Source organism: Streptomyces sp. CC208A, from assembly GCF_030010625.1.
In the GTDB taxonomy this organism is placed as follows: Bacteria; Actinomycetota; Actinomycetes; order Streptomycetales; family Streptomycetaceae; genus Streptomyces.
Genome location: NZ_JASCXN010000032.1, coordinates 1 through 16802, shown reverse-complemented (window position 1 = coordinate 16802; position 16802 = coordinate 1). Strand labels below are relative to the sequence as shown.

Annotated in this window: 18 protein-coding genes and 1 pseudogene; 11 read left to right on the top strand and 8 right to left on the bottom strand. The window is 72.4% G+C overall.

What is annotated here, in order from left to right:
* Positions 1-3: 3 nt before the first annotated feature.
* A complete protein-coding gene (locus QK442_RS28340) occupies positions 4-471 on the bottom strand; it encodes a hypothetical protein (RefSeq protein ID WP_282696924.1) in 468 nt (155 codons plus the stop codon).
* 142 nt (positions 472-613) lie between these two features.
* Here QK442_RS28340 and QK442_RS28335 point away from each other — a divergent pair, with 142 nt between their 5' ends.
* From QK442_RS28335 to QK442_RS28305, 7 genes are all read left to right on the top strand, one after another.
* The gene (locus QK442_RS28335; protein ID WP_282696923.1) at positions 614-1825 is read left to right on the top strand and encodes a pyridoxal phosphate-dependent aminotransferase; all 1212 of its coding nucleotides are present in this window, start codon (positions 614-616) and stop codon (positions 1823-1825) included.
* Positions 1826-1921: 96 nt separating this feature from the next.
* Positions 1922-2311 (top strand): hypothetical protein, encoded by a 390-nt coding sequence (locus QK442_RS28330; protein WP_282696922.1) that lies wholly within the window; start codon positions 1922-1924, stop codon positions 2309-2311.
* Between the two features lie 158 nt (positions 2312-2469).
* Positions 2470-3594: a hypothetical protein gene (locus QK442_RS28325; protein ID WP_282696921.1), complete on the top strand. Its 1125-nt coding sequence runs from the start codon at positions 2470-2472 to the stop codon at positions 3592-3594.
* Entirely contained in the window at positions 3591-4850 is a 1260-nt protein-coding gene (locus tag QK442_RS28320; protein ID WP_282696920.1) for a toxic anion resistance protein, read from the top strand. The genes QK442_RS28325 and QK442_RS28320 overlap by 4 nt, the downstream gene beginning before the upstream one ends.
* An 8-nt stretch (positions 4851-4858) precedes the next feature.
* Positions 4859-6454, top strand: coding sequence for a VWA domain-containing protein (locus tag QK442_RS28315; RefSeq protein WP_282696997.1), 1596 nt, complete (start codon positions 4859-4861; stop codon positions 6452-6454).
* Positions 6441-7031: a hypothetical protein gene (locus QK442_RS28310; RefSeq protein WP_282696919.1), complete on the top strand. Its 591-nt coding sequence runs from the start codon at positions 6441-6443 to the stop codon at positions 7029-7031. Before QK442_RS28315 ends, QK442_RS28310 begins: the two co-directional genes overlap by 14 nt.
* 37 nt (positions 7032-7068) lie before the next feature.
* Positions 7069-7965 carry a poly-gamma-glutamate hydrolase family protein gene (locus QK442_RS28305; protein ID WP_282696918.1) on the top strand — a complete coding sequence of 299 codons (897 nt, stop codon included), beginning with the start codon at positions 7069-7071 and terminating at the stop codon, positions 7963-7965.
* Between the two features lie 156 nt (positions 7966-8121).
* Here the strand turns inward: QK442_RS28305 and QK442_RS28300 are convergent, their stop codons facing one another.
* Positions 8122-9948 carry a phosphoenolpyruvate carboxykinase (GTP) gene (locus tag QK442_RS28300; protein ID WP_282696917.1) on the bottom strand — a complete coding sequence of 609 codons (1827 nt, stop codon included), beginning with the start codon at positions 9946-9948 and terminating at the stop codon, positions 8122-8124.
* 210 nt (positions 9949-10158) lie between these two features.
* Between QK442_RS28300 and QK442_RS28295 the strand changes: the two genes are divergently transcribed.
* Entirely contained in the window at positions 10159-10845 is a 687-nt protein-coding gene (locus QK442_RS28295; protein ID WP_282696996.1) for a hemolysin III family protein, read from the top strand.
* 17 nt (positions 10846-10862) lie between these two features.
* Entirely contained in the window at positions 10863-11459 is a 597-nt protein-coding gene (locus tag QK442_RS28290) for a TetR family transcriptional regulator (protein WP_282696916.1), read from the top strand.
* Here QK442_RS28290 and QK442_RS28285 read toward each other — a convergent pair.
* The 3 genes from QK442_RS28285 to QK442_RS28275 are packed head-to-tail and all read right to left on the bottom strand — an operon-like array spanning position 11425 to position 13623.
* Positions 11425-12441 carry a glycosyl hydrolase gene (locus tag QK442_RS28285; RefSeq protein WP_282696915.1) on the bottom strand — a complete coding sequence of 339 codons (1017 nt, stop codon included), beginning with the start codon at positions 12439-12441 and terminating at the stop codon, positions 11425-11427. The two genes, QK442_RS28290 and QK442_RS28285, sit on opposite strands and share 35 nt — an antisense overlap.
* Before the next feature lies 1 nt (position 12442).
* Positions 12443-13102 (bottom strand): vitamin K epoxide reductase family protein, encoded by a 660-nt coding sequence (locus QK442_RS28280; RefSeq protein WP_282696914.1) that lies wholly within the window; start codon positions 13100-13102, stop codon positions 12443-12445.
* Between the two features lie 17 nt (positions 13103-13119).
* Positions 13120-13623, bottom strand: coding sequence for a DUF5949 family protein (locus QK442_RS28275; RefSeq protein WP_282696913.1), 504 nt, complete (start codon positions 13621-13623; stop codon positions 13120-13122).
* Between the two features lie 183 nt (positions 13624-13806).
* Between QK442_RS28275 and QK442_RS28270 the strand changes: the two genes are divergently transcribed.
* Both QK442_RS28270 and QK442_RS28265 read left to right on the top strand, forming a co-directional pair.
* Entirely contained in the window at positions 13807-14226 is a 420-nt protein-coding gene (locus QK442_RS28270; protein WP_282696912.1) for a tyrosinase family oxidase copper chaperone, read from the top strand.
* Positions 14210-15076, top strand: coding sequence for a tyrosinase family protein (locus QK442_RS28265; protein ID WP_282696911.1), 867 nt, complete (start codon positions 14210-14212; stop codon positions 15074-15076). Before QK442_RS28270 ends, QK442_RS28265 begins: the two co-directional genes overlap by 17 nt.
* A gap of 84 nt (positions 15077-15160) precedes the next feature.
* Here the strand turns inward: QK442_RS28265 and QK442_RS28260 are convergent, their stop codons facing one another.
* The 3 genes and pseudogenes from QK442_RS28260 to QK442_RS28250 all read right to left on the bottom strand — a co-directional run.
* Positions 15161-15445, bottom strand: a complete 285-nt coding sequence (locus QK442_RS28260) for a chaplin (protein ID WP_282696910.1) — start codon at positions 15443-15445, stop codon at positions 15161-15163.
* A gap of 338 nt (positions 15446-15783) precedes the next feature.
* Positions 15784-16296 (bottom strand): hypothetical protein, encoded by a 513-nt coding sequence (locus QK442_RS28255; RefSeq protein WP_282696909.1) that lies wholly within the window; start codon positions 16294-16296, stop codon positions 15784-15786.
* 117 nt (positions 16297-16413) lie between these two features.
* Positions 16414-16802 (bottom strand): annotated as a pseudogene (locus QK442_RS28250) (hypothetical protein); the annotation flags it as partial.

Sequence of the window (16802 nt, the reverse complement as noted above, 5' to 3'; positions counted from 1 at the left end):
AAACTACCTGGGCTTCTTCCTGACCCCGGGGGCGTCGTCGGACCTGCCCCGGCTTGTGCCCTCGCCGCCGCCTTCGGTCGCCGTGGGGGCCGGGCCGGTGGTGGCGGAGGGAAGGGCCGTGGCCGGCGCGGAGGGGGTCTCCGGCGCGGGAGGCGTGGGGGAGGCGGAGGAAGTCTCCGAGGCGGACGGGGTCGCGTCGGCGGTGCGGCCGGGCCCCGCCGTGGCCGGGGGCTCCGAGCCGTCGGAGGGGCTGGGTGCCCCCGGCTGGATCAGGGTGGGCAGGCCGGCGCCCTCGCGCTCCCGCTCGGCGGGCCCCCGGGTCCCCCCGCTCCCGCCGGACAGGGCCGCCGCGCCGAGTCCGAGGACCGCGACCCCGCCCGCGACGGCCAGCCACAGGGCGCCCCGCCCGCGCCGGGCGGAGGCGTGACGGCGGCGGCCGTTCGAACGTCTGTCAGGGTCCTCGAAGCTCATGGCCCCGCATTGCAGGGAGCGCGCCACGTTGCGTGGATCACACCACCGGCCCTCCCGCGATCGGCGCCCCGGCTCCCTCCGGGATGCCCGACGTGTCCGAGAACACGACGCATCGCGCCCCCGGCCGCCGTAAGCTCTCGTCATGCAGGTGATCCAGTCCACGAAGCTCGCCAACGTCTGTTACGAAATCCGGGGCCCGGTGCTCGAAGAGGCGATGCGGCTCGAAGCCGCGGGTCATCGCATCCTCAAGCTCAACACCGGAAACCCGGCCGCCTTCGGTTTCGAGTGCCCGCCCGCGATCCTGGAGGACGTCCTCCGGAACCTCTCCGAGGCGCACGGCTACGGCGACGCGAAGGGGCTGCTCTCGGCCCGCCGCGCGGTGATGAGCCACTACGAGACCAAGGGCATCCACCTCTCCGTCGAGGACATCTACCTCGGCAACGGCGTCTCCGAGCTGATCCAGATGTCGATGCAGGCGCTGCTCGACGACGGCGACGAGGTCCTCGTCCCGGCCCCCGACTACCCGCTGTGGACGGCCTCGGTCTCCCTGGCGGGTGGTACGGCGGTGCACTACCGCTGCGACGAGCAGTCGGACTGGATGCCTGACCTGGCCGACATCGAGCGGAAGATCACCGACCGCACCAAGGCGATCGTGATCATCAACCCGAACAACCCGACCGGCGCCGTCTACGACGACGAGATGCTGCGCTCGCTCACCGAGATCGCCCGCCGGCACGGCCTGGTGGTCTGCTCGGACGAGATCTACGACAAGATCCTCTACGACGGCGCCACCCACACCCCGACCGCCGCGATCGCCCCCGACCTGCTCTGCCTCACCTTCAACGGCATGAGCAAGAACTACCGGGTGGCCGGTTTCCGCTCCGGCTGGCTCGCGGTCTGCGGCCCGAAGCACCACGCGTCCTCGTACATCGAGGGCCTGACGATCCTCGCCAACATGCGCCTGTGCGCGAACATGCCGGCCCAGCACGCGGTGGCCGCCGCGCTCCAGGGGCGGCAGTCGATCGAGGACCTGGTGCTGCCGGGCGGGCGGCTCCTGGAGCAGCGGAACACGGCGTACGAGCTGCTGACCTCGATCCCGGGCGTGACCTGCGTGAAGCCGAAGGGCGCGCTGTACCTGTTCCCGCGGCTCGACCCGAACGTCTACAAGGTCAAGGACGACCGGCAGATGGTCCTGGACCTGCTGCGGGCCGAGAAGATCATGGTGGTGCACGGGACGGGCTTCAACTGGCACGAGCCGGACCACTTCCGGATCGTGACGCTGCCGGCGGTCGCGGACCTCGCGGACGCGGTGACGCGGATCGGCCGCTTCCTGGACGGCTACAGCCAGCACTGAGCCCCTGGGAGCGCCGCCCGCCCACGGATCGGACGCAGCTCAACTTTAGACAGTATCTAAGCTAGGATGGTCTTCGAGCAGTCAGGAGGCCGTCCCATGTACGAACCGATCCGCACCAAGTCGGTCCACACGGCGGCCGACGCCCCCGGCGCCTACCCGCACCGCTCCCGCGAGGAGGAGCTGGACATCCAGCTCGCCGGGCACCTCGCCGCCCTGCTCGCCGTGACCGACGAGCTCGGCGACGACGAGGGCGGCGAGCGGATCGCCCGGCAGGTGGCCCGGCTGCGCGGCGCGCCGCCCGCCCGCCACGCGGGGCTGAGCGGCGCCCCCCGCGAGGAACTGCACCGCAAGGCGCACGCGCTCGCGGGCCGCGCCCTGGTCGTCGCCGCCTCCCGCGCGGACACCTCCGCCGCGATCCTCGCGGCGGAGCGGATGGACGCGCACACCGCGGCGCTCGCCGGGGACCCCCTGGCCGCCGCCCCCTGACGGCCGCCGGGGACCCCCGGTCGCCGCCCCCTGACGGCCCCGGGCCGCGCGGCACGAAACGCGCGGCCCGGGAGCCAACCAACCCACCGGCGGGCGTCCCTCCGGTTCCCTACCGGGATCGGCACTTCACCCGCCGTCCACCCAACTCCCCCTGGAATGTGGGTTTCCGCGAGCACGCTGCCCGCGTGAGACGCATTCTCGGAATCGTCCTGGCCGTCCTGCTCCTCGGCGGCGTGGCCGCCGTCCTCCTGACGGGCGGCGATCAGGACCAGAGCACGGCGACGAAGACCGTGCGAGGAGTCATCGGGTCGGAGAAGAGCGAGTTCTTCGCCGACCCCGACGTCGTGAAGGCCCTGTCCGCCAAGGGCCTCACCGTGCGGACCGAGACCTCAGGGTCCTGGGACATGGAGCAACTCCCCCTCAAGGGGTACGACTTCGCGTTCCCGTCCTCGAAGGGACCGGCCGACGAGCTGCGCGCCAAGGCCGCCGACAAGGCCCTCGCCGCACCGCTGCGCCCGTTCTACTCGCCCCTGGTGGTGGTCGCGCACAACAACGCCGCCCGGGTCCTCGCCGACAACGGCCTGGTCACCCTCACCGCCCGCGGCACCCGGGGCATCCTCCGGATGGACGCCTACCTGGCCGCCGTCCGCGCCGACCGGACCTGGCAGCAGCTCAAGGGCGCCGACCGGCACGCCGAGCTGAGCGGGACCCTCTTCATCACCTCCACCGACCCGCTGGCCTCCAACTCCGGCGCCCTCTACCTCGCCGCCGCGAGCTACGTCGCCGACGGCGGCCGGGTCGCGGACGGCAAGGAGGCCGTCGGCCGCACCGCCCCGCTGCTGCGGAAGCTGACCCGGGTGCAGGGCGCCCAGCAGACCGGATCCGACGCCCCCTTCCGGGACTTCGTGAGCGGCGTCGGCAACCCGCTGGTCCTCGTGTACGAGTCCCAGGTCGCCGCCCAGCTCCTCGCCGACCGGCCGATGGGCGACCTCGTCGTGCTCTACCCGGACACCACGGTCAACAGCGACCACACCCTCGTCCCGCTCACCGAAGGGGGCAAGGAGCTGGGCCGGCTGCTCTCCGAGGACCCGGAGCTGCGCCGCCTCGCCGTCCGGCACGGCTTCCGGCCGCAGGGCGCCGCGCCCGAGTTCACCGAGGCCACCACCCCGCACGGCGAATACCTCAACCAGACACTGACCGGAGTCCGCCAGGCGCCCGTGCCCACCGGCGCGGTGCTGCGCGACATGGCGCGGCGGACCCGTGACCAGGGGGGCACCGCATGACCGAGCACCACACCGACCCGCGCGCCGGCGGGCGGGCCCGCAACCCGTACGCGGGCCCGCCGGAGAGCACCTTCGTCCTGACCCCGCCCGAGCACGACACCCCGCTCGTCCTCACCCCGCCCGCCCCGGCCCCCGCCGTCCGCGCCGAGCAGGCCTCCGGCCTGGTGCCGCTGGACGAGTCGGTGCGGGCGGAGACGGTCCGCCGGGCCGAGGAGTACGTGGGTTCGCTCGCCGGACTCGACCCGCGCTCCCCCGAGTTCGCCGACCGCATCGGCGAGATCGCCGCGCTCGGCTCCGGGGAGATGCGGGCCGCCGCCCAGCAGTCGAACCGGATGCTGGACCGCACGGTCCGCTCGCTCGGCCGGGGCGGCGGGGACGCCCCGGCCCGCGTCGGCTCCTCGCTCGTCGAACTCCGGCGCACAGTCGAGGACCTGGACCCCCGGGACACCCCCGGCAAGGGCTTCAAGGCTCTCCTTTCGAAGCTGCCCGGCGGCAACCGGTTCCGCGACCACGTCGCCGCGTACGCCTCCTCGCAGGCCGCCCTCAACCGGATCGTCGGCGCGCTCCGCGGCGGCCAGGACGAACTCCGCCGCGACAACGCCGCGTTGCAGACCGAGCGGGCCCGGCTGTGGGAGACCATGGGCAAGCTCCAGGAGTTCGCCGTCCTCACCGAGGCCCTGGACGCGGCCGTGGAGCAGCGGATCGCGGCCACCGCGGACCCGGCCCAGGCGGACGCGCTCCGCGCCGACGTCCTCTTCCCGGTCCGCCAGAAGCACCAGGACCTGCTCACCCAACTCGCCGTCTGCGCCCAGGGATACCTCGCGATGGACGTGGTCCGGCGGAACAACGACGAGCTGATCAAGGGCGTGGACCGGGCCGCGACGACGACCCTGTCGGCGCTGCGGATCGCGGTCGTGCTCGCCTCCGCCCTGGAGAACCAGCGCAAGGTCACCGAGCAGGTGAACGCGCTCCGTTCGACCACCGAGGACCTGATCCGGGGCAACGCCGAGATGCTCGCCGGCCAGGCCGGCGAGATCCAGCGGATCGCCGCCGACCCGGCGGTCGGCGCCGAGACCCTGCGCACCGCCTTCCAGCAGATCTACCGCACCCTCGACGCCATCGACACGTACAAGGTGCAGGCGACCGAGGCGATGGCGGAGACCGTACGGTCCCTCACCGGCGAACTCCGGGAAGCGAGCGCCCATCTGGACCGCAGCCGCCGCACGAACGCCCTGGAAGGCGGCCCGACCGCGTGAACACCCGCATGAGATCCCGTACGCGACTGCTCGCCGCCCTGGCCCTCGGCCTCGCCCTCACCACCACCGCCGCGTCCTGCTCGTCCTCCGACGATCCGAAGGGCGGCCAGAGCTCAAGCCGCCCGAAAGCCGACCCGACCGCCCCCGCCGCGCCCGGCACCCTCCGCGTCCTCGCCTCCTCCGAACTCGCCGACATGGCACCGGTCCTGGAGGAGGCCCGCGAGGCCACCGGCGTCACCGTCCGCCCCACCTACGCGGGCACCCTCGACGCCGTCGAGCAGATCGCCTCCGGCCGCGCCGAGAAGGAGTACGACGCCGTCTGGCTCTCCTCCAACGACTACCTGCGGCTGCGCCCCGACACCGCGGGGCGGATCACCAACGAGACCCCGGTGATGACCTCCCCGGTGGCGCTCGGCGTCCGTCCCGAGGTCGTCACCCGGCTCGGCTGGGACCCGGGGAAGGTCACCTGGTCGCAGCTGCACCAGGCGGTCGCGGCGGGGAAGCTGACGTACGGCATGACCGACCCGAAGCGCTCCAACTCCGGTTTCTCCGCCCTGGTGTCGGTCGCCTCCGGTCTCTCCGGCGCCCAGTCCGCCCTCACCGACCAGGACGTCAGGAAGGCCACCCCGAAGCTCCGCGAGTTCTTCGCCGGCCAGAAGCTCACCTCCGGCTCCTCCGGCTGGCTCGCCACCTCCTACGCCCGCCGCGCCGACGTCGACGCGCTCGTCAACTACGAGTCCGTGCTGCTCTCCACGCCCGGCGCGCTCACCGTGATCCGCCCCTCCGACGGCGTCGTCACCGCCGACTACCCGCTCACCCTGCTCACCGCCGCCTCCGCGGGCGCCAAGGAGTCCGCGCAGCGACTCACCGCCTACCTGCGCACCCCCGAGGCCCAGCGGCGGATCACCGAGACCACCCTGCGCCGCCCGGTCGTCGCCGGCGTCGAGCCCTCGCCCCGGCTGGACCGGGGGCTGCGGCGCGAACTGCCCTTCCCCGGCAGCCGTTCCGTCGCCGACGGCCTGCTCGACGCGTACGACAACACGCTCCGCCGCCCCTCCCGCACGGTCTACGTCCTGGACACCTCGGGCTCGATGGGCGGCGAGCGGCTGACCCGTCTGAAGGAGGCGCTCGCCGAGCTCACCGAGGACTTCCGGGACCGCGAGGAGGTCACCCTGATGCCCTTCGGCAGCACCGTGAAGACCGGCGAGGTGCGCGCTTACACCGTCGACCCGAAGGACCCGGCGAAGGCCCGGGAGGCGATCCGCGCCGACGCCGGGAGGCTCACCGCCTCCGGCGGCACCGCGATCTACTCCAGCCTCACCGAGGCCTACCGCAGTCTGGGCGCCTCCCCCCGCGACACCTTCACCTCGATCGTGCTCATGACGGACGGGGAGAACACCGACGGCATGAAGGGCGGCGACTTCGACGCCTTCTTCCGCGACCTGCCCGCCGGGCAGCGGCACACCCCGGTCTTCCCGATCCTCTTCGGCGACTCCGACCGGGTCGAGCTGGAGCACATCGCCGACCTGACCGGCGGGAAGCTCTTCGACGCCACGAAGGGCTCCCTGAACGGCGCCTTCGAGGAGATCCGTGGCTACCAGTAACCCGGTGCTCCGCTACGCCGAGTCCCGCAAGAACCTCACCGGCTGCGCCTGCGGCCTCGTCGGCGTGGGCCTCACCCTCACCGGCGCGGCCGGTGCGCTGTGGCCGCTGGTGGTGGCGGGCCTGTACGCGGCGGGGGCGCTGATCGCCCCGCCCGAGCGGCCCGACGCCCCGGCCTTCCCCGGCACGGACGAGCAGCTGGAGTCACTGCGCGCCGACCACGCCACCCTGCGGGAGTACCTGGCGGAGGTGGAGCTGCCGGAGCCGGCCCGGGAGCTCCTCGACGCCCTGGACGCGCTCTTCGAGGCGCTGCTCGAACCGGGCTGGGTCAGCGACCCGGACCACCTCCACGTGCTGGCCCGCGCGGTGCGCCAGGACGTGCCGGAGGCGGTCGACGCCTTCGTACGGACCCGCTGGTGGTCCCGGGTGAACCCGGGCTCCGAACCGCCCGAGCGGCATCTGGAGCGGCAGCTGACCGCCCTGCGCGAGGAGGCGGGCCGGATCGCGGCGGAGCTCCAGGAGGCGGAGGAGCTCCGCCAGCGGGCGCACACCCGCTATCTGGAGGACCGGGGGACCTGACACCGGGGCCGCCACCCCCCTGGGCTATGTTCCGGGCATGACACTCAATGATCGTTCCGCGTCCCGCCGCACCGTCCTGACGGCCTTCGCCGCAGCCGCGGCGGGCGCTCCGCTCCTCGGCCAGCTCGCCGCCGCCGCTCCGGCGGTCGCGGCGGACTACTCGGAGGAGTACCCCTCCAACACCGCGCTCTACAAGGCGCTCGGTTCGGAGGAGGGCTCGACCTTCAGCCGCCGCTACCGCAGGCACGAGAAGTTCGACCTCCAGATGGGCCAGAAGTACGACTTCCCGCGCACCGCGGTCCTCGCGCTGCACGGCGGCGGCATCGAGATCGGCACCTCCGAGCTGTGCCTCGGCATCGCCGGCTACAGCCCGAGCGACTCCGCCGGCGCGCCGGTGCTGCCGGTCACGCACGACTACTTCATGTTCGAGGGCCTGCTCTCCAGCGGGAACAGGGCGCTCCACGTGACCTCGAAGAACTGCGACGACCACGTCGCCCTGTCGCTGGTGTCCAGCCACCTCAACGTGCTCTCGCTGCACGGCTGCACCTTCGACCAGCTCAAGCTGCCCACCTCGGAGTTCCCGGCGACGGGCAACCGCCGCGTGGCGGTCGTCGGCGGTCTGAACCCGGCCTTCCGCACGGCCCTGGTGACGGAGCTGAAGAAGGCGGGCTTCCAGGCCGTCGACGCCTTCAAGTCCCCGTACTCGGCGACCCTGGCCGACTTCGACGGCAGCCACGTGAACAACCCGTGCAACCGCACGATGCTGTCCATGGGCGCCCAGCTGGAGCTGACGACCGAGCTGCGCCAGAGCCTCTTCGACGACTACGGGTCCCGTGGCGGGCGCGCGTCGAGCTGGAACGGCGAGTTCGTGAAGTTCCGCGACGCCTGCCGCGCCGCCATCGCGGTGGTCGAGGCCACCCAGCCGATCCTCTGACCCCGGCCGGTCCTCCGGGCCGGCGGCGGACATGCGCCGGCCCCGGAGCCTGAGGGGGCTCCGGGGCCGGATGCGTCGTGGTGGACCGTCGTGACCCCCACTGGTCAGGGCGGAATGTCGGGGCAGCCCACCACGAGTCTCGGTGCCGCTACGGGATCAGCCCAGGCGCTCGACCAGCGCCTCGTACTCGTCCCACAGCTCCTTCGGCGTGTGCTCGCCGAAGGTCTCCAGGTGCGCGGGGACCAGGCCGGCCTCCTCGCGCCACACGTCCTTGTCGACGGTGAGCAGGAAGTCCAGGTCCTCGTCGGCCAGGTCCAGGCCGTCGGTGTCCAGGGCCTCCTTCGTCGGCAGGATGCCGATGGGGGTCTCGACGCCCTCGGCCTTGCCGTCGAGGCGCTCGACGATCCACTTCAGGACGCGACTGTTCTCGCCGAAGCCGGGCCACACGAACTGGCCGGCGTCGTTCTTGCGGAACCAGTTGACGTAGTAGATCTTCGGCAGCTTCGCGGCGTCCGCGGACGCGCCGACCTTGATCCAGTGCGCCATGTAGTCGCCCATGTTGTAGCCGCAGAACGGCAGCATGGCGAAGGGGTCGCGGCGCAGCTCGCCGACCTTGCCCTCGGCGGCGGCGGTCTTCTCGGAGGCCACGTTGGCGCCGAGGAAGACGCCGTGGTTCCAGTCGAAGGACTCGGTGACCAGAGGCACGGCGGAGGCACGGCGGCCGCCGAAGAGGATCGCCGAGATCGGCACGCCCTTCGGGTCCTCCCACTCCGGCGCGATGATCGGGCACTGGCCGGCCGGGACGGTGAAGCGGGCGTTCGGGTGGGCGGCCGGGGTCTCGGACTCCGGCGTCCAGTCGTTGCCCTTCCAGTCGGTGAGGTGCCGGGGCGCCTCCTCGGTCATGCCCTCCCACCACACGTCGCCGTCGTCGGTGAGCGCCACGTTGGTGAAGACGGAGTTGCCCCACATGGTCTTCATGGCGTTGGCGTTGGTGTGCTCGCCGGTGCCGGGCGCGACGCCGAAGAAGCCGGCCTCGGGGTTGATGGCGTAGAGGCGGCCGTCCTCGCCGAAGCGCATCCAGGCGATGTCGTCGCCGATGGTCTCCACGGTCCAGCCGGGGATCGTGGGCTCCAGCATGGCGAGGTTGGTCTTGCCGCAGGCCGACGGGAAGGCGGCGGCGATGTACTTGGGGGCCTCGGCCTCGCCCTGCGGCGGGGTGAGCTTGAGGATGAGCATGTGCTCGGCGAGCCAGCCCTCGTCACGGGCCATGACGGAGGCGATGCGCAGGGCGTAGCACTTCTTGCCGAGGAGCGCGTTGCCGCCGTAGCCGGAGCCGTACGACCAGATCTCGCGGGTCTCCGGGAAGTGCGAGATGTACTTCGTGGAGTTGCACGGCCACGGCACGTCCTCCTGGCCCTCCGCGAGCGGGGCGCCGAGGGTGTGGACGGCCTTGACGAAGAAGCCGTCGGTGCCGAGCTCGTCGAGGACGGCCTGGCCCATGCGGGTCATGGTGCGCATGGAGACCGCGACGTACGCGGAGTCGGTGATCTCGACGCCGATGGCGGAGAGCGGGGAGCCGACGGGGCCCATGCAGAAGGGGACCACGTACATGGTCCGGCCCTTCATCGACCCGCGGAAGATGCCCTTCTCGCCCGCGAAGATCTCCTTCATCTCCGCCGGGGCCTTCCAGTGGTTGGTCGGGCCCGCGTCCTCCTCCTTCTCGGAGCAGATGAAGGTGCGGTCCTCGACGCGCGCGACGTCGCTGGGGTCCGAGGCGGCGTAGTACGAGTTCGGTCGCTTCACCGGGTCGAGCTTCGTGAACGTGCCCTTGGCGACGAGCTCCTCGCACAGGCGGTCGTACTCGGCCTCGGAACCGTCGCACCAGACGATGCTGTCCGGCTGGGTGATCTCCGCGATCTCGTTCACCCAGGAGATGAGCTCCTGGTGCTGGGTGGGAAGGGGAGCCGCGTTGTCGCGCGCCACGATCGCTCCTTGTAGAGGGGTGTGTTCCGCTGTATGCCCCGTGGGGGCTGCGACCCGGATGCGTCGTAGCTGCTCATCCGGTGCCGACCGCACTCATTTGATCATCCGATGGAAACGCCCATATGTCCAGGGGGGTGCACACGTGAGCATCGCCACTCATATCCGAGAGCTACGGGTCCGTAGGTACGATTCCGTCTCATGACTGCAGCCATGCCGGACGTGACCCAGGCCGCCTCCGCCCCGCCCGCCCAGGCCCCGTCGCTCCCGCTGAAGCCACGGCTCAGAGGCTGGCTGCACGCGGGCATGTTCCCCGCCGTGATCGTCGCGGGCCTGGTCCTGGTCGCCCTCGCCGACTCCCCCCGCGCCCGCATCGCCTGCGGCGTCTACGTGCTCACCGCCTGCCTGCTCTTCGGCATCAGCGCGCTCTACCACCGGGGGAACTGGGGCCCGCGCGGCGAGGCGGTCCTGCGCCGCCTCGACCACGCCAACATCTTCCTGATCATCGCGGGCACCTACACCCCGCTCACCCTGCTGCTGCTCCCCGACTCCACCGCGACCCCGCTCATGTGGGCGGTCTGGGCCGCCGCGGCCGCCGGCATCGCCTTCCGCGTCTTCTGGGTGGGCGCCCCCCGCTGGCTCTACACCCCCTGCTACATCGCGATGGGCTGGGCCGCCGTCTTCTTCCTCCCCGACTTCATGCGGACCGGCGGCATCGCCGTCCTCGTCCTCGTCATCGTCGGCGGCCTGCTCTACAGCGCCGGCGGCATCATCTACGGCATGAAGCGCCCGAACCCGTCCCCGCGCTGGTTCGGCTTCCACGAGGTCTTCCACTCCCTCACCCTCGCCGCCTTCATCGTCCACTACGTGGGCATCTCCCTGGTCGCCTACCAGGCCTGACCAGGCAGAATGACGGTATGTCCAAGGGTCTGAGGGAACGGAAGAAGGAGCGGACCCGCGCGGAGATCCGCCGTGCCGGCCGCCGGATCGCCGCCTCCGACGGCTGGGAGGCGGCAACGGTCGAGCGGATCGCCGCCGAGGCCGACGTCTCCCCCTCCACCGTCGTCCGCTACTTCCCCGTCCGCGAGGACATCCTCCTCACCGACGACAACGACGACCACCTCGAAGCCCTGCTCCGCGCCCGTCCCGCCGGCGAGGAGCCCCTCGAATCCCTCCGCGCGGTCCTCGCCGAGGCCTTCGGCTCCGCCCTGGCGGCCGACCCGGAGGAGATCCGGCTCCGCGCCCGGCTCATGGCCGACACCCCCGCCGTCCGCGCCCGGCTGACCGAGACCACCGCCGAGACCGGCCGCCGGCTCGCCCGCGCCCTCGCCGACCGCACCGGCCGCGCCCCCGACGACCTGGAGGTACGGGTCTTCACCGCCGCCGTCCTCGGCGCCCTGCGCGAGGCCACCCTCTACTGGGCGGAACGCGGCCTCACCGAGGACCTCATGGACCTGCTGCACCGCACGGTCGACACCCTCAAGGCCGGCCCGGCGCTCCCAGCGCGCCCCTGACCACCTCGGCCGACCGCGGATTGTCCGCGCACCCCCACACCCCGTGCGGGCAGTAGTCCGTCACCGTCTGGTAGACGGGCCGGTGGGCGGCGAACCATTCGAGCATCCCCCGCACGTACGCCGGGTTGTCCCCGTTCCGGAAGAGCCCCCACTCCGGGTACGAGACGGGCTTGCCGTGCTCCTTCGCGAAGGCCACGTGGTGTGCGAGCCCGTACTCCTCGCCCACCTGCTCCTCGAAGGAGAGCCCCTCCGGCTGGTCGTAGGCGTCCATCCCGATGATGTCGACGACGTCGTCGCCGGGGTAGCACTCCGGCCACGGCACCGCGTCCCGCCCCCGGCTCGGCGTGAAGTCGAAGCGGAACCGCTGCCCCTCGACCGCCCGCAGCACCCCGACCGTCTGTCGCCAGTACGCCTTCCAGGCCGCCGGGTCCGGCCCGCAGCGGTGCCCGTACGTGGTGCCGTTCATCTCCCAGCCGAGCACCAGGACCGCGTCCCCGAGCCCGTGCTCCACCAGCCTCTCGCCGAGCGCCCGGAAGTGGACGCCGAAGGCGCCGCCCGCGCCCCGCCGCAGCCCCTCGCGGACCTCTGCGTCGGTAAGCCCGGCCTCGTTGCGGTCCATCATCGGCACGTTGAGCACGAAGAGCCGCCCCGGCCGCTCGGCCTTCCACCGCGCCCAGGGCGCGAAGAGCTCCGGATGCCCCTCGATGTTGGACCACCGGTCGCCCGGCAGATAGGTGTGCCCGACCCGCAGCTCGCCGCCGCCCAGCCACTCCTCCGCCCCGGAGATCCGCCGCACCCCCTCCGCGTCGGAGCCGGTGAAGAAGCCGGAGGGCACCCGGGGCAGCAGCGAGACGCCGGGCGCGGCCCGGGTCCCGGTGTGCCGCTCGCCGGGCGCGAGCCGGTCGTGCAGCAGCAGGAACGCGAGACCGGCCGCGAGCAGCACCAGGAGTGCGGCCCGCGGCCACGTACGGGAAGAGGTCACGTCAGCTGGTCCAGAAGTCCCACCACCGGGTCAGGATCAGCATCCCGATGATCCCGGTGTGCAGGACGGGCAGGGCGAAGGCGAAGTCGCCGAAGAAGCCGCGCACCGCCGCCGGGGCGGGCAGCACCCCGGTCCGCACGTTGTGCGCGGTGACGTACCAGAACATGGTGAGGGTCGCCGCCCAGGCGAGGCAGCACCACAGGCAGAGCGCGTTGATCTCGTACAGCGACTGCTGCATCAGCCAGGTACAGAAGCCGACCCCGAACAGCATCCCGCCGTTCAGCCCCAGCCAGAACCAGCCCCGGTACCGGGCCCCCGCGAGGAGCCCGGCCCCGACGGCGACGACGACGGCGTACGTGACGAGACCGAGCATCGGGTTGGGGAAGCCGAAGACCGAGGCCTGCTCGCTCTTCATCACGCTCCCGCAGGACACGACCGGGTTCAGGCTGCACCCCGGCTGGAAGCCCGGGTCCTCCAGGAGGAGGAACTTGTCGATCGTGATCACCCACGCGGCCAGGATCCCGGCCGCCCCGGTGACGACCAGCAGCCAGCCGAGCGCCCGCCCCGCGCCGACCGTCCCGTCCTCCCGCCGCCCGGCCGGCGCCGCACGGTCCTCCTGCCTCCGGCCGGGCACACCGTCCCGTACCCCGAGCGTCGTCATCGCGCCGCCCCTTCCGTTCAGCCCTGCACGCGCCGGACCGGCATCAGGACATGGGCGCAGTCGGCGAGCATCTCCTCGTCGGAGACGAAGGCCCGCAGCCGGTCCTCGTCCACGGGCCGCCCCGGGACCCCCTCAGCCCAGGGGCGCACCGAGCAGAGGAAGTAGATCTTGCCGCTCTCGCGGGCGGCGGCCTGCCACTCGGCGGGCACCGGGCACTGCACCTTGAGGAAGGGCAGGGTCAGCACCGCGGAACCGCCCTCGACGAGCAGCGAGGCGTTGATCCCGGCGTCCTTCTCCAGGTCGAAGAGCCGGTCTCCGACCGAGAGGCCCATGGCCTCCAGGGCGGAGCGCATCGCCTGCTGACCGGCCTCCGGCCCGTCACGGCCGTCACCGAGCGAATACGCCATGAGGAAAGGCGTCCCGGCGGAGTCGTCGGTGGCCTCGCTGGACCACGGAATCACCGTGAGCGTGCCGAGCGGGGAGGCGCTGCGCGCCTCGGAAAGGACAGGGGGAGTGGTCATGGGGACGGATGCTAGTGGCCCGGCCGCTCTTTCCTCGTGCCGAATTCACTCATCCGGCCGACATTCCCCCGGTCGAACTCCCGGCCGCAACGAACCCGGGTTTTCATCGTTGTGCCCTGAAGCCCCCTTGTTCCCGAAGCACCGCCGTTCCCGAATCCTCTCGTCGACACCAGGAGATCGCCGATGCCTTTCCCGCGCCGTGTCGCCCTCCGGTCCCTTTTCGCGCTGGCCGTCACCGCCGCCACCGGCGGCGTCCTCGGCCGGATCGCGGCGCGCTCCCCCGAATCGGAGGAACCGGATCCGTACCTCTTCGACGAGATGTACGCGGGCCGCCGGATCCGCGGCCTCACGGGGCCGGGGGGCGAGCCGGTGGCCCTGGTGGACGGCCGGCCGCTGCACCTGATGCGGTGCGCCGACGGCGGCTGGGTGACCCCGCTCGACCACTACGCGTCCTGCCCGACCCCGCTCGCCGCCACCCGTACGGCCGTGGACGCGGCGGGACCGGCCCCGCTGTCCCGGTACGCGGCGGCGCACGGCGACCACACCGATCCCAGCGACTTCAGCGACTTCACGGGAGGGAACCCGCGTGGTGTACACGCGTAAGAACCAGCGCGATCTGACCGCGGCCGAGCGCCGGAGCTTCGTGGCCGCGGTGCTCGAACTGAAGCGCCGCGGCGAGTACGACGAGTTCGTCCGCACGCACATCGACTTCTACACGGCCGACGGCGGCGGCCGGCTGCGGGTCGCGCACATGGCGCCGAGCTTCCTGCCCTGGCACCGGAAGTTCCTCCTTGAGTTCGAGCGTGCGCTGCGCCGGATCGACGCGACGGTGACGGTGCCGTACTGGGACTGGACCCGGGACAACACGCCGGCGGCCTCGCTCTGGTCGGAGGACTTCATGGGCGGCAACGGGCGCCGCTCGGACCTCCAGGTGACCACCGGCCCCTTCGCCTACGCCGCCGGGAGGTGGACGGTGAAGTACGCGATGACCGAGGTCTCGTACCTGACCAGGGACTTCGGCCGTCCGCGCGATCCGATCACGCTGCCGACGGCGGCCCAGCTGGACGAGGTGCTGCGGGAGCGGGCGTACGACACGGCTCCCTGGAACTCGACCAGTCCCTCGGGTCTCCGCAACCGTCTGGAGGGGTGGGCGCCGGGCTCGGGCAACGACCGGTTCCGGATCCACAACCGGGTGCACCGCTGGGTGGGCGGTCTGATGCTGGGCGGCGGCTCGGTGAACGACCCGGTGTTCTGGCTGCACCACTCCTTCGTGGACCTGGTGTGGTCGCGGTGGCAGCAGCGCAATCCGGGGGCCGCGTACCTGCCGGCGGAACCGCTGCCGCTGGGCGACGCGCAGTACCGGAAGGTGGTGGCGCGGCACGAGCCGATGGCGCCGTGGGGCGTGACGCCGGCGGAGATGTCCGACCACGGCCAGATCTACCGGTACGTCTGACCCGGCGGGACCGGCCCCCGGACACGGACGTCCCCCCGGCCCTGGCGGGACCGGGGGGACGTCCGGGAAAGCACGGGGGCGGGTTCAGCCGCCGTAGCCGCCGTCGCCGCCGTTGCGGTCCGGGCCTCCGTCGGCGTTGATGCAGGTGTTGCCGAAGGCCGGGTTCAGCGCACCGATGACGCTCACGGTGTTGCCGCAGAGGTTGACCGGCACGTGGATCGGGACCTGCACGACGTTGCCGGAGACGACACCGGGGGAGCCGGCGGCGACGGCCTCGGCGCCCGAGTCGGCGACGGCCAGGCCGGCTCCGGTGAGGGCAACGGCACCGGTGCCGGCCAGAACGGCGGCAGCCTTGGCGAAGCGAGACATCAGAACTCCTTGAATGGGTCGAGCGACCGCAGGGATCACGGCCGTCACTTCCGTTCAACGCCGTACCACGGGACGGGTCACGGCCTTTGGACCGAACGGGAGGAGGGAAATCTGAAAAGCCCCGGATTCAGGAAGGGAATCCCGGAAAGAAGTGGTCCGTGGTCCGGCGACCGCCCGCCGTCGGATACGACGGGCGGGGCACCGGACCACGGGCCGCGGCCATGCGACAAGCCTTCCGGTGCAACGAGGAGCACCCCGTGCGGTAGCGGGGAAGAATCGTGTCTTCACTCGCCCGGATCGCGTTCGTACAGAATTCCGGAGCGCAGGGAGGGGAAGGTTCAGCCGTGCTCGGGGGCGAGGCCGAGCTGGGAGTCGAGGGCTCCGCTGAGCATGGGGGTGACGAGGCCGAGCTGCGGCACGTGGAGGTCGGGCACGCCGGCGAGGCCGTTGCCGCGGGGGGCTTCAAGGGGGTTGCCGAGGATGGCGCCGGGGGTGGCGGCCTGCATCTCGGAGTGCGGGGTGGCGAGGAGCGCCCTGCCGGGCTCACTGCCCTCCAGGAGCTCGGGGAGCGGGGCGGCCACGACGGTCTCGGGCAGGGTGCCGGTGAGCGGGACGCTCGGCAGGACCACGTCGGGCAGGGCGCCGAAGCCCTTCTGGAAACCGGTGGGGGCGCCGGGCACCGGCACGGGGACGCCGGTCGCGACGGTCGGGGCGTCCATGGGGAGGACCGGCTCCAGGCCCTGGAGGGGAACGACCACCGGGGCCTCGACGGCGGCGGCCGGGGTGGCCATGGCGGCGGAGGCGAGCGCGGTCATGAGGAGGCCCATGCCGGCGTGAGAGCGCAGATTCATGCCGTGTGAACGAGCCTCTCGGCCGAAACGTCGCGCGGGGTTCCCCCATGTGCAGCAACGCCGGAGGCCCCCACCGGTGAGGGTGGGGGCCTCTGTTGACGTCACGTCAGCCGTACGTCAGTGGCGGCGGGTGCGGACGAGGCGTCCGCCGCGGAGCTGGACGACGGTACCGCCGATGATGAGGGCGGCACTGATCGCGGCCGCTCCCCACAGGGCGGGATCGCTACCCGTGTCGGGGAGCTCGGGCGGGGTGGTGGGATGGGTCGGCTCGCAGCCGGGCTCGGGGGTCTGCCCCGGCTCGGGCTCCTCGCACTCACCCGGAGGCGTGGTGGGCTCGCAGTCGGGCTCGCCTTCCTCGCACTCACCCGGAGGCGTGGTCGGCTCGCACCCCGGCTCACCCTCCTCGCACTCACCCGGGGGCGTGGTGGTCGGCGGGTTGGTGGTGGGAGGTGTGGTGGGCTCGCAGTCGGGCTCGCCCTCCTCACACTCGCCCGGCGGCGTGGTCG

What these genes read in the sequence shown, in the direction of transcription:
- QK442_RS28290 (WP_282696916.1), top strand. Translation starts at nt 10,863, where the DNA reads ATGTCCAAGGGTCTGAGGGAACGGAAGAAGGAGCGGACCCGCGCGGAG.
- QK442_RS28270 (WP_282696912.1), top strand. Translation starts at nt 13,807, where the DNA reads ATGCCTTTCCCGCGCCGTGTCGCCCTCCGGTCCCTTTTCGCGCTGGCC.
- QK442_RS28255 (WP_282696909.1), bottom strand. Translation starts at nt 16,296, where the DNA reads ATGAATCTGCGCTCTCACGCCGGCATGGGCCTCCTCATGACCGCGCTC.
- QK442_RS28320 (WP_282696920.1), top strand. Translation starts at nt 3,591, where the DNA reads ATGACCGAGCACCACACCGACCCGCGCGCCGGCGGGCGGGCCCGCAAC.
- QK442_RS28295 (WP_282696996.1), top strand. Translation starts at nt 10,159, where the DNA reads ATGCCGGACGTGACCCAGGCCGCCTCCGCCCCGCCCGCCCAGGCCCCG.
- QK442_RS28275 (WP_282696913.1), bottom strand. Translation starts at nt 13,623, where the DNA reads ATGACCACTCCCCCTGTCCTTTCCGAGGCGCGCAGCGCCTCCCCGCTC.
- QK442_RS28280 (WP_282696914.1), bottom strand. Translation starts at nt 13,102, where the DNA reads ATGACGACGCTCGGGGTACGGGACGGTGTGCCCGGCCGGAGGCAGGAG.
- QK442_RS28305 (WP_282696918.1), top strand. Translation starts at nt 7,069, where the DNA reads ATGACACTCAATGATCGTTCCGCGTCCCGCCGCACCGTCCTGACGGCC.
- QK442_RS28335 (WP_282696923.1), top strand. Translation starts at nt 614, where the DNA reads ATGCAGGTGATCCAGTCCACGAAGCTCGCCAACGTCTGTTACGAAATC.
- QK442_RS28260 (WP_282696910.1), bottom strand. Translation starts at nt 15,445, where the DNA reads ATGTCTCGCTTCGCCAAGGCTGCCGCCGTTCTGGCCGGCACCGGTGCC.
- QK442_RS28330 (WP_282696922.1), top strand. Translation starts at nt 1,922, where the DNA reads ATGTACGAACCGATCCGCACCAAGTCGGTCCACACGGCGGCCGACGCC.
- QK442_RS28315 (WP_282696997.1), top strand. Translation starts at nt 4,859, where the DNA reads ATGAGATCCCGTACGCGACTGCTCGCCGCCCTGGCCCTCGGCCTCGCC.
- QK442_RS28340 (WP_282696924.1), bottom strand. Translation starts at nt 471, where the DNA reads ATGAGCTTCGAGGACCCTGACAGACGTTCGAACGGCCGCCGCCGTCAC.